This is a genomic window from Halomonas stenophila, from assembly GCF_014192275.1.
In the GTDB taxonomy this organism is placed as follows: Bacteria; Pseudomonadota; Gammaproteobacteria; order Pseudomonadales; family Halomonadaceae; genus Halomonas; species Halomonas stenophila.
The window spans coordinates 1-13,486 of the sequence record NZ_JACHXR010000009.1; the positions used below are offsets into that span (position 1 = coordinate 1).

General features: G+C 57.1%; 12 protein-coding genes and 1 pseudogene. 4 read left to right on the top strand and 9 right to left on the bottom strand.

From position 1 onward, the window contains the following. Positions 1–508, top strand: a pseudogene (locus FHR97_RS14390) (aconitate hydratase); the annotation flags it as partial. A 397-nt stretch (positions 509–905) separates the two neighbouring features. After that, positions 906–1,337, top strand: a complete 432-nt coding sequence (locus FHR97_RS14395) for a tyrosine-type recombinase/integrase (RefSeq protein ID WP_246404056.1) — start codon at positions 906–908, stop codon at positions 1,335–1,337. 113 nt (positions 1,338–1,450) lie between these two features. On the opposite strand, the gene FHR97_RS14400 is transcribed toward FHR97_RS14395, so the two are convergent. From FHR97_RS14400 to FHR97_RS14440, 9 genes are all read right to left on the bottom strand, one after another. Next, on the bottom strand, positions 1,451–1,792 hold the full coding sequence (locus FHR97_RS14400) for a YciI family protein (protein WP_183384492.1): 342 nt from the start codon (positions 1,790–1,792) through the stop codon (positions 1,451–1,453). A gap of 124 nt (positions 1,793–1,916) precedes the next feature. Beyond that, positions 1,917–2,396: a hypothetical protein gene (locus FHR97_RS14405; protein ID WP_183384493.1), complete on the bottom strand. Its 480-nt coding sequence runs from the start codon at positions 2,394–2,396 to the stop codon at positions 1,917–1,919. Between the two features lie 894 nt (positions 2,397–3,290). Continuing rightward, positions 3,291–3,833, bottom strand: coding sequence for a DinB family protein (locus FHR97_RS14410; RefSeq protein ID WP_183384494.1), 543 nt, complete (start codon positions 3,831–3,833; stop codon positions 3,291–3,293). Between the two features lie 30 nt (positions 3,834–3,863). Further along, on the bottom strand, positions 3,864–4,370 hold the full coding sequence (locus tag FHR97_RS14415) for a GNAT family N-acetyltransferase (RefSeq protein ID WP_183384495.1): 507 nt from the start codon (positions 4,368–4,370) through the stop codon (positions 3,864–3,866). Positions 4,371–4,633: 263 nt separating this feature from the next. Further along, positions 4,634–5,251, bottom strand: coding sequence for a LysE family translocator (locus FHR97_RS14420; RefSeq protein ID WP_183384496.1), 618 nt, complete (start codon positions 5,249–5,251; stop codon positions 4,634–4,636). A gap of 127 nt (positions 5,252–5,378) precedes the next feature. Beyond that, positions 5,379–5,996 (bottom strand): hypothetical protein, encoded by a 618-nt coding sequence (locus tag FHR97_RS14425; protein WP_183384497.1) that lies wholly within the window; start codon positions 5,994–5,996, stop codon positions 5,379–5,381. Between the two features lie 374 nt (positions 5,997–6,370). After that, the gene (locus FHR97_RS14430) at positions 6,371–6,913 is read right to left on the bottom strand and encodes a GrpB family protein (RefSeq protein WP_183384498.1); all 543 of its coding nucleotides are present in this window, start codon (positions 6,911–6,913) and stop codon (positions 6,371–6,373) included. Between the two features lie 217 nt (positions 6,914–7,130). Further along, positions 7,131–8,474, bottom strand: a complete 1,344-nt coding sequence (locus FHR97_RS14435) for a GGDEF domain-containing protein (protein ID WP_183384499.1) — start codon at positions 8,472–8,474, stop codon at positions 7,131–7,133. Positions 8,475–9,174: 700 nt separating this feature from the next. After that, positions 9,175–9,444: a hypothetical protein gene (locus tag FHR97_RS14440; RefSeq protein ID WP_183384500.1), complete on the bottom strand. Its 270-nt coding sequence runs from the start codon at positions 9,442–9,444 to the stop codon at positions 9,175–9,177. Positions 9,445–9,723: 279 nt separating this feature from the next. Here FHR97_RS14440 and metG point away from each other — a divergent pair, with 279 nt between their 5' ends. Then, a complete protein-coding gene (gene metG / locus FHR97_RS14445; protein ID WP_183384501.1) occupies positions 9,724–11,760 on the top strand; it encodes a methionine--tRNA ligase in 2,037 nt (678 codons plus the stop codon). Positions 11,761–11,884: 124 nt separating this feature from the next. Continuing rightward, positions 11,885–13,465 (top strand): diguanylate cyclase domain-containing protein, encoded by a 1,581-nt coding sequence (locus FHR97_RS14450; protein ID WP_183384502.1) that lies wholly within the window; start codon positions 11,885–11,887, stop codon positions 13,463–13,465. The last annotated feature ends 21 nt before the right edge of the window (positions 13,466–13,486 follow it).

Below are 13,486 nucleotides of genomic sequence, written 5' to 3' on the forward strand. Positions count from 1 at the left end.
ACGCATCAGAAACGAGATGCTCGATGGCGTGGTCGGCGGCGAGACCCGCCACGTGCCCTCCGGCGAACAGATGGCCATCTACGATGCGGCCATGACGTACAAGGACGAAGGCACGCCCCTGGTGGTGATCGCCGGCAAGGAGTACGGCACCGGCTCCTCACGGGACTGGGCCGCCAAGGGCACCCGGCTACTCGGCGTGCACGCCGTGCTCGCCGAGTCCTTCGAGCGCATCCACCGCTCCAACCTGATCGGCATGGGCGTGGTGCCGCTGCAGTTCCCCGAGGGCGAGAGCCGCGAGACCCTGGGCCTGACCGGCGACGAGCGGGTGTCCATCACCGGGCTCGGCGAGCTGACCCCGGGCGGCGACGTCGAGGTGACCATCCAGAGCGCCAAGGGCGAGAAGAAGCTCGAGGCACTCTGCCGCATCGATACCGCCAACGAGCTCGAGTACTACCGCCACGGCGGCATCCTGCACTATGTGCTGCGCAAGATGATCGGCTCGGCCTGATCAGGCCGGCCCCAAGCACCTTGGAAGCAACAGACCCCGCCGGGTGACACCGGCGGGGCCTGCTTCATTGCGGGAGCGAGTTTCGACAGTAGCTTTCGCACCAGGGCTTGCATAGACCGGAGCCTACATGCCGACTTTTCATACAACACAGAGCCCACGCGGCGCATGCGCTGGACCATCCTATACATCCAACAGTGGAGGTCCATATCATGACGACTTCAACAAACGCTGCTCGGGAGCCCTGGAACAAAGGCAAGCTGGTTGGTCAAAAAACACCTCTTCGCCTCAAGGACATCTGGGCCATTCGGGTCAGGCTGCAGCTTGCGGAGAAGATACGTGATCTAGCGCTATTTGAGTTGGCAATCATAGCAAACTGCGAGCCTGTGACTTGGTCACATTGCGTGGCCGGGACGTAGCTCATGGTGATCATGTATCATCAAGAGCCATCATAATGCAGAAGAAGACACATAGGCCAGTACAGTTCGAGATAACCGAACAGACTCGCGATACCTTAGATACATGGATTAGGCGTGCACAACTCCGAAACGAAGACTACTTATTTCCAAGCCGCCTGAGTAGGCTAGATCACCTATCTAGACGACAATACGCGCGGACTGTAAAAGACTGGGTAACTTCTATCGGTCTGGACCCATCATCCTATGGCACGCACACGCTCAGAAGAACAAAGGCATCCCTAATCTACCGTCGCACAAAGAACCTAAGGGCTGTACAGCTGCTATTGGGTCATGCAAAGCTAGAGAGCACTGTCCGATATCTTGGCATTGAGGTAGATGATGCATTAGAAATAGCCGAGCAGACGGAGGTATAGGGGAAACCAGCGACGGCCTACCTTGTGGTCGTCGCTATGCGGCCAGAAGCGGACCTTCGGAAGAAGCTGATATAACGCTTAGCCGCACTTTCTGCGTCATTTCTATGCCGCCCTCAGGACTGCGGGTCGAACCCGAAGACGCGTAGCTCTTGGTCACAACGACAGGCCTCCGCGATGCGCGCGGCCCACGCGATGGCCTCCTCGCGTGAGGGTAGTTCGAGCACAGTGAAGCCGCCGTCAAGCGGGGGCGCCCATGGGTAGCCGCCCGCGGCGACTGCTCCGTCTGCTGCGACGAGAACGGGCGGCACGCCTTCGTCGATGCCGCCGCCGAAAACGTAGACGCCGGCGGCTTTCGCCTCGTCGATCACGGCGTGCGCGTCGCGACCCACCGCCTCCCACTCGCCTTCGGGCACGACCATCGCAGCGCTGGGAAAGGAGATCAGGTACTTGGCCATGGCGCTATTTCCTTTGGAGATTGATGTCGGTCGTGGAGCGAGTGTGCGACCTAACGTCAGCGCTCAGCCGACGCTAAACCGCGCAGCGGGTTAGCGGTCGGATGGAGCGCCTGGTTGGACGCCATCACGTCGGTCTTCCGCAGATAAGCTGCATTTTCTTGATGAAGTTCTTCCGCAAGTCCGCGCCGTCTTCGTCCCCCGCTTCCAACCGTCGGCTGTACGTTGATACTTCCTGCTTTAACGCCTCATGAAAACGGACGCGGTCAACGATTATCCCTTTGGTCAATCCCCCAGGAGCTGGGCCTATCATCCGATCCTGGTCAGCCCTAATCAATGTACCTTTCTTCGTTTGGGCTTGGTGCAGCAAACCGCAATGCACATGGCTATAAAAGATGTTTGAACATTTTTTGTTGAAGTTCGGCTTGAAGTGCTCGCTACCACGGAAAAACTTCCAAAATTGGCCTTGGTTATCCCTTGGTGTCTCATCAAGGCCTTGATAGAACTGATTTAAAGTCTCAATCAGCAGGCAATCAAGTGCCATTATTGAGAAACCTGCGAATTCCCCGATCGTTCTATCTGCCTCTACGAGTTCGATCGGCTCCAAGAATCTTCCATGTAGCCGATCTTTAAAGATGGCGACCATCGTAGCCCAGTCGTCGGACCGCATAGCATTGCGCCAGTCCGCTACCCGATATTTCGGCGAGACGGACTTATTATCTGCCTGCAACGGAACTGAGAGCCCCATGCGTCACCTCACTTCACCGTCCAACAGGTATTAGACGGCATGTTCTATGATTGGATGAACGTGCCGGCACGTTTGTCCAGAAAATACAGCCTGCCAAGGCTCTCGCAAGCCTTTTATCCTTAAAACTATCAACTAATATTAGGCTATATATACAAAAATCGCACGCCTGCATTTTCCGGAGCAGCCGCTTCGGGTCGTCAACTGCCTTAGCCATCCCATCAGCACAGGCTGAAGTTCCACATCCGGCCAGAAGCGGCCATTCAGGTAGTGCTGATGTAACGCTTGTCATAAAACGCACGAGGTATGACCGTCGTTTTGATGGCAATATTATACAATTACATGTGGTGATGCTGCCTAACATCTTCTAAAGCCTTGGGCAGCAAAGGACGAATTCGTTCGGCCTGACTACCAAGTAGCAGATGATTCCCAACCACTGACATGAGCAGTACAACAGGCACGAGCCAAAGCGTATTATCGAGAAGATACAATAGCGTGCAAGACGCGAGCACTGCGGCGCCAAAAACACTAAAGCTTTTGTTGATATAGGTACGATCTCTCCACCACTTGTAACGCCTACATGCGAGATCTATTGCTCTCCGCTTTTCAGCGATAGATGCTCCACGGAGCTCCTCGAAATCTACGTTTTCTATCATTTGCACCTCCTTGCAACAGTGGTATAACGCCGCTCAGCAGGCGCGACTACAAAATAAAGGTGAAGCAGCAATGTAGTAAACGTCGCCATGACTGGCTTGGTTATACATGAGTTTCCTCCGGAATCTGAGCCAATAGGTCAGTAACCCCGACATCCACTCCCGCCTGGGATAGTAATGTAGAAACTTGCCCTCGATGGTGAGTCTGATGATTAAAGAAATGAAGAACCAAGCTCGAATATCGTTTATTGGCAGAAACTCCTTTAGTGCTGTGGTAGCTGAGAACGAAATCCAGATCAACTTCGGATAGCTCGGCTATCCAGTTGATAATCTGGCGATCAAGCCAGATCCGCTGCTCAGATAAGCTACCAAGATCGCCAAAGAGCATCTGATCCAGACTCGTCGGATTTTGAATATCAGCGACCTCCCGCAAAGAGTTCAGGCAGGACGGATGGGTAGCAAACCGTTTGAGCCAAATGGTGTCACCAACGAGAATGTGATTCAGAGTTCTCAGGATGGAGCCAAAAAAGGCCCCACGGTCTTTCGCCAAGTCTGTTGCAGAGAGATGTCCCGCAGCCTCATAAACCTTCGAGTTCATCTGCTGATTGTAGGCGGCTAGCAATTCAAAGTGATTTTTCAGGCTCATCAGAGTTCCTTCTCATGTATAACAATAAGCTTAACCGGCTGGCTTTGGAACGTTAGCGGAAAAGTCAGTCAGCGTTGAAGCGTTTATTAGTGGTTGAATCATGGCTACAGCTCCTGAATCGTCCTGTTCCTTCACCTCAAATTCTAACGATCTATAAAGCTTCACAGCTGCCTCATTTGATTCGTACACATTGAGCGTGAACCAGTCCGCATGATGCCTCGCCGCGCCAATGTTCATGAGTGCAATGCAAAGATCTCGACCTATCCCTTGTCCTCGCAACCCTGGATCAACAATCAACCGTGCCAAATGAAGAATCTTGCCACACCGAGGTAGAACCTGGCCAAACCCAATACCTGCAAGTGTAGCATCCACAAGGACGTACGTATTTTCTTTGGATGCTTCCATATCAGACCATGCAGTTTCAGGAGTCGCCGGATATCGAATCTTTGGACCACCCCACATAAGGCACTCATCTCTGCTGGAGACCCAGCTAAGAACTGTTAAAAGATCTGATGGTTCAGCGGCTCGTAATTCCATGGAGATCAATCCCGTTAACAGTGATTAGACTGCGCGTCGCATATCGACTTGAACGTGCATGCTGATTTTGCCGGGATTTCAGCTTTGGGTTGTCAGTTGCCGAACCAGCTTCATAAGAGTAGCCTAAAGTTCGGCATCCGGCCATATGCGGACGTTCACATCATGCTGATATAACGCTGAGCTTAGCGGCGCCCTTGTAATGGAGGCGAAGCCGCAATGAAAAGGGCGTCCGGCGGCCGCAGACCGCGTATTACAGCGACTTGTTATACCCGCTCACTAAAAGCCAACTTAAGTCCGAGAGCAGCAAAACTTGTAGCGAAAATTTTCTGTATGGCAATACTGGATTTTTTCGACTTTACAATAAATTCGCTGAAACTTCCTGAAAGAAAGCCGTACACAATAAATACAGCAAAGGTCATGAACATGAAGACAAGTCCGAGCGCCAGCATGCTAATTAGAACACTATCGACTGTGCTAGGGATGAACTGTGGCAGGAAAGCCAAAAAGAATATAGAAAGCTTAGGGTTTAAGATATTGATTAAAAAGCCTTTTAAAATAATGCTGGTGTATTTCGTGCCTGTTTTCTCGCCATTTACTGAGAGTGGTCCAGAAGACCGCCACATTTGCCATGCAAGGTAAAGCAAATATGCAGCACCAACATATTTTACAACCTGAAAATCAAGCGCACTGGTATGAAAGATAGCGGCAAGACCAAAAGCGCTGGCTAAGAGAGCAGGAATTATACCAAGGGTACAACCGAATGCCGCAAATAAACTGCCACGTTTACCTACGAAGAGCCCTGTTGCGACGGTATACAAAACCCCTGTTCCCGGAATTAGGACTACCACTAGAGAAGTGAGTAAAAATTCTATAGATATCATCTTAAGCTTCCTTTTATCTTAACGCCCGGCTCACCAGCGGCCAAACCGGAGTGGTTTTTGTGTTAAAATGTAGTGTCGCGAAGCCACAAAAACCGCGCAGGTTTGGACGTCTGAGTGGAGCCGCTTGTTAGAGGTGACCGAATATACCTGGAAAATATAAGTCATCGTTTAATTTTTTACTCTCGTCATTTAAGTACTCTATTGCTTTTTTTGCTGACTCAATAGCCTCATAATATTCTTTTGACGATTTCTCCTGGCTGATCATCAGCTCCTGTGCTGTAGGGATAGGGCTAGATTTTGCGTGCACCAGCGCGTTTCTGTACCGTAGCAATTTTTTGAGATGCTCATAGGCCTGACCATCTGAGTCTATATCTTTACCTGTAACCATCCGCATGATGACAGATATTTTCGATAATAAACTCAATCTATCTAGGTTATTTCGTATGTAGCTATCACCGAGGTAGATAGCACCAAAATTATAGACAGATCCTTCAATAAACATAACTGCAAAAACGATAGCAATATAGCCCGACTCCTGAGACTTGTTCCCGAGCTCGTAATATTCTTCATCCTGCCATTCTGAGTCAGGTTCGAACAGCTCTTTATCCTCAGCCAGGTATTTTTCATGAAGATTTTGATGCTCCTTGGATATATTCCAGAAATGCGTATAAAAATGCATGCGATTATAGTGCGCAAGCCCCAGCAGTTCTTCTTCAGCATCTTTAGGAATATTAAAATCTTCCATGCTTTTTGACCTTCTAACAGGTATTAGGCCGCGTGCTCGATATTTCACTTGAACGAGCATGCGCGTTCAACAATGTTATGCTGCGCGCTTGACCAGATCTCATCCTATTGAAAACCCAAGGTATTAAGTATAGCTCGCAACATAACACAAATCAGCGTGCATGCTATATATCCCCAATGAGCATGCTCGCCGCCTTTCCTGGCATGTCGGCTTTGGGTCGTTAGCAGCTGGAACACTTCCATTAGCATAGGTTAAAGTTCGGCATCCGGCCAGAAGCGCCCTTTCAGACAGGCCTGATGTGACGCAGTCAAAACGGACAGCTTTTAAGTGTAGGAGAAGCCACAATGGAGAAGCTGTCGCCGTGATTGGCTTGTCTATGTTGTTGCTCTCTTCAGCGCCTCCCGCACAAAATCTGACTTGGCCGCAGTATAGCCCCCTCTATCTGACTTAAACTCCGCCGCCCACAACCCCTTATTCTGCTCATACTGTTCTGCCAATTCAGTATTAGCACGATGTATGTCCCGAAACGCCAAGCGTCGCTTCCATTCCTGGCCACCGTACACCACAAGGTGAAGGTGATGTGTCCGACGCCCTTCGGCCCATTGCATAAGCCAGCGCCGTCCTACTAATGAGGCATTGAACTCCATTGATGTTGTATATTTTGCATGGCACAACGGCTCCATTAGTTCATCAGCACGTGATATCGAATCTACTCCTGCCAGGATATCGATAATCGGCTTTGCCGAAAGGCCAGGTACTGCTGTGCTACCGAAGTGTTCGATCGCCAAAAAGTCATCAGGAAACAAGCGAAGGAGGCGGCCTCTTTCTGCTTCATACATCGAAGGCCAATTCGCGTTGTACGGGAAGAGCGCAACCTCTTCGTGAATGGCTCTATTCAGGGATTCCTCTTCGTCCATGGCCAACCTCTCTTGCGACATGCCAATGATTAGACACTTCCCACTTTTTTATTGACAGGAACGCGCAACACGTTCATTCGGTTTATACCGCATGCCCTTAGCAGCCCAACCCTTTGAAATCAAGAAAAGAAATCAAGCATAGCTCAGCAGTTTAACACCGATCACCGCGCCTGCTGCATAGCACGGATCGAGGTGTCCGCTTAATCTGCAACGACACTCAAGATGTTCGTTCGTCTTGATGAATGAGGCGGCCTGTTTTCACCCGATTTCGGCCATGTTCTTTCGCTTTATACAACGCCAAGTCGGCCCTTTTCAGCAAGGTTTCGGGCGTGTCGCTATTGCCGGCCGAGGTGGCAACCCCCAGACTAATGGTCACCTGCGCCGTCCGCTCTCCGTCAATATGGAAGATTCTCGCCTCAACAGCGTTCCTCACCCGTTCGGCCACCTGGCGCGCGGCTTCCGCGTCACATTCCGGCAGTATTATTACAAATTCTTCACCACCAAACCGACAGGCCTTGTCCGCTTCGCGCAGGTTTTCCGATAGTGTCTGGCCGACAGAACGTATCGCTTCGTCCCCCGCCTGGTGGCCATAGCTGTCATTGAAGGTCTTGAAATGATCGATGTCACCGATTATCAAGCTGACGGATTTGCCGTATCGCTCCGCTCGCCGAACTTCCTCGCCCAGCAGGCGATCAAACTCTCGTCGATTGTACAAACCGGTCAGGCCATCGGTGATCGCCATGCGCTCCAGAGTGTCTTCCTGTTCACGAATTTGCTTCATCATCTGGTTGAAGGCATCGGCCACATTGGCCAGTTCACGGGGGATGTGAACCTCGACCTGATGTTCGCGGTCCCCGTCAGAGAACCGCATGGAGCCGGAGGCCAACTGATCCATGCTGCTAACAAGTGAACGGTTGATCACAACGACGCCCAGGAGCGAACAAATGATCGAGATAACCAACCCAGCCCCCGCCAAGTACTCCGAGAGAGTCAGGCTGGCCAATGCCTGCTGGTGCGTTTTCTCGTTCCTGATGCGTACGATGTCATGCACTGTTCCAAGTTGATGGGCTAGGCGATTAATAAGCAATTCAAATTCTTCGATATCCTCGCCAACGATGGCATTGACGCGAATGGATTCGCCCGACAGGATTGTGTTTGAAAGAGTCACCAGCTCACGCCATTCGTCTTGAGCCTCATTGATATTGGATATATCGAACTCCTGATCCTCCATTGCGACGCTAAGCTTTTCAAGATTATCGTCAATCTGATGGACCTGCTGCTGGTATGCGATCTTATGCCGATCCTCGCCATCAATCGCGAAATCGACCACTGATTCCGATACATCCCAAAGAGACATCTGGATACTCTGCACCGGTTGCAGAATATGGCGCTGTTTCGAGGCGACCTCGACCAGAGGTTGGATGATCGTCCCATGATAGAGAAAGTAACCCGTCAACGCGAAAGTAAAAATCGGAGCAAGGCTCATCAGCATGCCTGTCGCCAGCCAGAACCTCAGCGATCGACGCCGCCAGAATGCCGGTATCTTATCTATTGTACTCATGCTTTCTCCGCTGGGCTTATTCAGGCTATAGATGTTTGTTGTGAGGCAGGGCTCGATCCAAGAGCATAAAGCGGACTCTCTTCAGTGCCTTATGACCTATTAACCACCCTGAATAAGTTGTAGATACTGTAGATGACAGTCAGGCAGCGCCCCTGTCCGACTGATTGGTTACCCATCACCGACCCTTCCAGGAAGTCGGGAACACAATTGCCAGTTGGGCCCCCTGTCAGCCCCCTGCCGGACATCGGCCACGCTACCGCCGGATGTTGCGACAGAGGCAACATCCGCCAGGCAGTGAGCAGCCAGTCGTCAGGGCACCGGGCGATGGCCGTCCTGCACTAATCAAGACTATAAAGAGAACTTCGGCAAGGATAGGCGTCGCTTGAGAAAATCTCGGGGAGGAGGCGCTGGATGCAACGGGGCCGGGAGGGTCAGGACATGGCCACGTCGTCGTGCGCCCTGGTTGGCCGGGCCTGTGCCGCTGCGCGGCGTTCGTCGAAGCGTCGACCCGCCGGCAGGGCCGAACTCCTGCGAAGGGCTGTGTGGTGGCGCCGCGGGTCGTGTCGACCTCACGGGGTGCAGTGTAGCCATGAGAGCTACGTCCAACGGCCTTTCACGGCGATCGGCGGAGCGCTCGAAAAAAAGCCCGGTGCAGGAGCTGCACCGGGCCGGGTGTGGCGTGAGGGATCGGGGCCGATCCTCAGTTGCAGGGCACCACGTTGCGCTGGGTGTTGAGGGCCCAGAGCTTCTGGCCGTCCGGGGTCTTGCCCTCTTCGCGCCAGGTCTCGGTGACCTTGACGCAGTAGGAGCCGAGGCTCTCGGTGGTGACCTGGGGGTCGGCCGGGCGCTCGTTGCCGATGCGCATGATGTCCGGGTTCTCGCTGGTGTAGTTCGGGGCGATGGCGCCACCGGCGCAACCGGTCATCAGGGTGGCGAGGCCGAGGATGGGCAGGAAACGGCGAAATGCCATGGGGATTACCTCCGATGAGAACATGGGTCCGACGAAGGTGACTCGCGAAGCGTGAGAGAGCCGGGCGCCGACGTCAATCCCATCGACGCGCCCCCGACGGATCAGGACTCTACCGTAATCGCACACTGTTCGACAAGTCTCCCGCGCGGGCGGGTGCAGTCGAGGGCGAAGATGCTACAATCGGGGCCTGATTTCACGGACTTCCCATGGCGGCCTCGACTTCGCCCAGGCGTCGAGTCGGCCGCCGTGATCCACGTTTACGGGAACCTCTGAGCCACCATGTCGAATACCGCCCCGCGCAAGATCCTGGTCACCAGCGCCCTGCCCTATGCCAACGGCGCCATCCACCTGGGCCACCTGCTGGAATACATCCAGACCGACATCTGGGTGCGCTTCCAGAAGAGTCGCGGCCAGGACTGCCACTACGTCTGCGCCGACGACGCCCACGGCACCGCCATCATGCTGCGCGCCGAGCAGGAGGGCATCACCTCCGAGGCACTGATCGACCGGGTCTCCCGGGAGCACCAGGAGGACTTCGCACGCTTCGGGGTGGCCTTCGACAACTATCACTCGACCCACTCCGAGGAAAACCGCCACTTCAGCGAGCTGATCTATACCCGGCTGCGCGACAGGGGCCACATCGCCACCCGCGACATCGAGCAGATGTTCGACCCGGTGAAGGGCCTGTTCCTGGCCGACCGCTTCATCAAGGGCACCTGCCCGAAGTGCCACAGCGACGACCAGTACGGCGACAACTGCGAGGCCTGTGGCGCCACCTACACCCCGGCGGAGCTGATCGACCCCGTCTCGGCGATCTCCGGCGCCACGCCCGAGGTCAGGAGCTCCACCCACTACTTCTTCAAGCTGCCGGACTTCGCCCGCTTCCTGCAGGGCTGGATCAACGACGACCATGTCCAGCCGCAGATCCGCAACAAGCTGATGGAGTGGTTCGAGTCCGGCTTCAACGAGTGGGACATCTCCCGCGACGCCCCCTACTTCGGCTTCGAGATCCCCGATGCCCCGGGCAAGTACTTCTACGTCTGGCTGGACGCGCCGATCGGCTACCTGGCCAGCTTCCAGAACCTCTGCGACCGTGAGGGCATCGACTTCGACGCCTACTGGCGCGAGGGCTCCGACGCCGAGGTCTATCACTTCATCGGCAAGGACATCGTCTACTTCCACGCCCTGTTCTGGCCGGCCATGCTGCACGGCGCCGGGCTGCGCACCCCCACGGCGGTGAACTGCCACGGCTTCGTCACCGTCAACGGCGCCAAGATGTCCAAGTCGCGTGGCACCTTCATCAAGGCCGCCACCTATGCCGATCATCTCAACCCCGAGTACCTGCGCTACTACTTCGCCGCCAAGCTGACCGCCGGGGTCGACGACCTCGACCTCAACCTCGAGGACTTCGCCCAGCGCGTCAACTCGGACCTGGTCGGCAAGGTGGTCAACATCGCCAGCCGCTGCGCCGGCTTCGTCAAGAAGCTCGGCGGCGGCCGCCTGTCCGGCCACTGCGCCGCACCCCAGTTGGTCGCCCACTTCATCGCCGCCGGCGACGAGATCGCCGAGCACTACGAGGCGCGCGAGTTCGGCCGCGCCATGCGCAAGGTCATGGAGCTGGCCGACGAGGCCAACACCTACATCGCCGAGGCCGAACCCTGGGTGCTGGCCAAGCAGGGCGGCCGCGACCAGGAGGTGCTCGACATCTGCTCGGTGGGCATCAACCTGTTCCGCCAGCTGATGGTCTACCTGGCCCCGGTGGTGCCGGCCATGGCCGAGGGCGCCCGGCGTTTCATGCAGCTCGAGAGCCTCGACTGGGACAGCCGCCAGGAACTCCTGGTGGATCACGAGGTCGCCAAGTTCAAGCCGCTGATGACCCGCGTCGAGACTGATCGCATCGATGCCATGATCGAGGCATCGAAGGAGGACCTGGTGGAAGAACAGAAACTCAAGGACACCCCCAAGGGCCCGCTGGCCGACACGCCGATCGCCCCGGAGATCGGCTTCGAGGACTTCGCCAGGGTCGACCTGCGCATCGCCCGCATCGCCAAGGCGGAGTACGTCGAGGGCGCCGACAAGCTGCTCCGGCTGACCCTCGACCTGGGCGGCGAGACCCGCAACGTCTTCGCCGGCATCCGCAAGGCCTACGCCCCCGAGGCCCTGGAGGGCCGCCTCACCGTGATGGTCGCCAACCTGGCGCCGCGCAAGATGCGCTTCGGCGTCTCCGAGGGCATGGTGCTGGCGGCCGGCGACGACGAGGGCATCTACCTGCTGGAGCCCCACTCCGGCGCCCAGCCGGGCCAGCGCGTGAGCTGAACCCGCCGCCCCGCAGCCGGGGGCCTCATGCCCCCGGCCCGCGCGTTGGCAGGCCCGACTTGTCCCGGGGCCGGCGGGCCTTCACCCTGGCGCACAGGTCTCGCGACAAGGACAGGCGCCCGCCATGGCTTCGATGCCCCCCCGATTTTCCTCGCTGCGCAATCGCTTCCTGGCCGCCCTGGCCCTGGTGGTGGGCGTCGCCGCCCTGATATTGGCGTTGATCGCCCGCTACCAGATCGCCCCCATCCTGCTGGAGGACGAGAGCCGCTATGCCAGCGGCGAGCTCGACCGCATCGAGCGTGCCCTGGGCAACGAGCGCAATCACCTGCAGAGCCTGGTCGAGGACTGGGCCTGGTGGGATGACACCTACGCCTTCGTCGGCGGTACGCGGCCCGAATACGTCGACAGCAATCTCTATGCCGGCGCCCTCGAGACCCTCGGCGTGCAGCTCATGGCCTTCTTCGCTCCCGACGGTGCGCCCTATTGGACCGCCGGCTTCGACCGGCAAGGCGCCTTCTGGTCCTGCGCCGGCCACCCCGAGGCCTGCGAGGGCAGCCGCGAACTCACCGACCAGCTCGGTTCGCGCATCGGGCAGGGACTCGACGAGGGAACCCACAGCTGGCTGTGGGCCGGCGACGCCCCGGCGCTGATCGCCCTGACGCCCATCCTGAAGAGCCAGGAGGACGCCCCCGCCAACGGCTGGCTGGCGATGGTGATGCCGCTGTCGGAGGCCCTGGTCGCCCAGCTCCGCGAGACCACCGGCATCGAGCTGACGCTACGCGGCCAGACGGTCGAGGGCGCCATGGCCGACGATCGCCTGGAACGGCTCTCCCCGACCCGCATGCGGGTCACCCGTGACCTCGCCGCCCTGCCGGCCGGGCAGGCACTGCGCCTCGAAGCCACCCTGCCGCGCCAACGCTACCAGGCGAGCCTGGAGACCTTCCGCTTCGCGCTGGTCTGGACCGCGGGTGTCCTCGCCGTGACCCTGATCGTGGTGCTGCTGTTGCTGGAGCGCATGATCCTGCGTCCCTTGCGGGACTTCGCCCGCTTCACCCAGCAGCTCGGGCGGCATGCCCATGACCAGCAGACGCCCGAGTCCCTGATCGGGCGCCGGGACGAGATCGGCATCCTGGCCCGCGCCTTCCAGCATCTCCGACAATGCCAGCGTCACCAGCACGACCTGCTGCTCGAGCTGTCCCAGCATGACGCCCTGACCGGCCTCGCCAACCGCCGGCTCCTCGACGAGCACCTGGGCGAGGTCCTGGCGCGGGCGGCGCAGGGCGAGCATGGCGTGACCCTGATGCTGGTCGATATCGATCACTTCAAGGCCTACAACGACCACTTCGGCCACCCCGCCGGTGATGCCTGCCTGAGGAAGGTCGCCGAGACCATGCGCCAGCACTTCAGCCGACCGGGGCAGCTGGTGGCCCGCACCGGCGGCGAGGAGTTCACGGTGGTGCTGCCCGGGGCACCGCCGGAGGCCGGGCCGCGCATGGCGGAGAGCCTGCGCGCCGCCATCGAACGACTCGCCATCCCCCACCATCCCTATCCGCGGGTCACCATCAGTGTCGGCGTCAGCCATGTCGAGGCCGGACAGGCACGCGCCGCCGAGTCGCTGATCGAGAGTGCCGACGCCGCCCTGTATGCCGCCAAGCGAACGGGGCGCAACCGGGTCCAGGTCGAGACGGCCCTGAACCGGGTGTAATGCCACCCCTTGTGTTCATCA

Excerpts from the sequence above, each read along its gene's own strand:
- FHR97_RS14410 (WP_183384494.1), bottom strand. The coding sequence starts at position 3,833 with ATGAGCCTGAAAAATCACTTTGAATTGCTAGCCGCCTACAATCAGCAG.
- FHR97_RS14430 (WP_183384498.1), bottom strand. The coding sequence starts at position 6,913 with ATGGACGAAGAGGAATCCCTGAATAGAGCCATTCACGAAGAGGTTGCG.
- FHR97_RS14420 (WP_183384496.1), bottom strand. The coding sequence starts at position 5,251 with ATGATATCTATAGAATTTTTACTCACTTCTCTAGTGGTAGTCCTAATT.
- FHR97_RS14425 (WP_183384497.1), bottom strand. The coding sequence starts at position 5,996 with ATGGAAGATTTTAATATTCCTAAAGATGCTGAAGAAGAACTGCTGGGG.
- FHR97_RS14400 (WP_183384492.1), bottom strand. The coding sequence starts at position 1,792 with ATGGCCAAGTACCTGATCTCCTTTCCCAGCGCTGCGATGGTCGTGCCC.
- FHR97_RS14440 (WP_183384500.1), bottom strand. The coding sequence starts at position 9,444 with ATGGCATTTCGCCGTTTCCTGCCCATCCTCGGCCTCGCCACCCTGATG.
- FHR97_RS14435 (WP_183384499.1), bottom strand. The coding sequence starts at position 8,474 with ATGAGTACAATAGATAAGATACCGGCATTCTGGCGGCGTCGATCGCTG.
- FHR97_RS14415 (WP_183384495.1), bottom strand. The coding sequence starts at position 4,370 with ATGGAATTACGAGCCGCTGAACCATCAGATCTTTTAACAGTTCTTAGC.
- FHR97_RS14450 (WP_183384502.1), top strand. The coding sequence starts at position 11,885 with ATGGCTTCGATGCCCCCCCGATTTTCCTCGCTGCGCAATCGCTTCCTG.
- metG (WP_183384501.1), top strand. The coding sequence starts at position 9,724 with ATGTCGAATACCGCCCCGCGCAAGATCCTGGTCACCAGCGCCCTGCCC.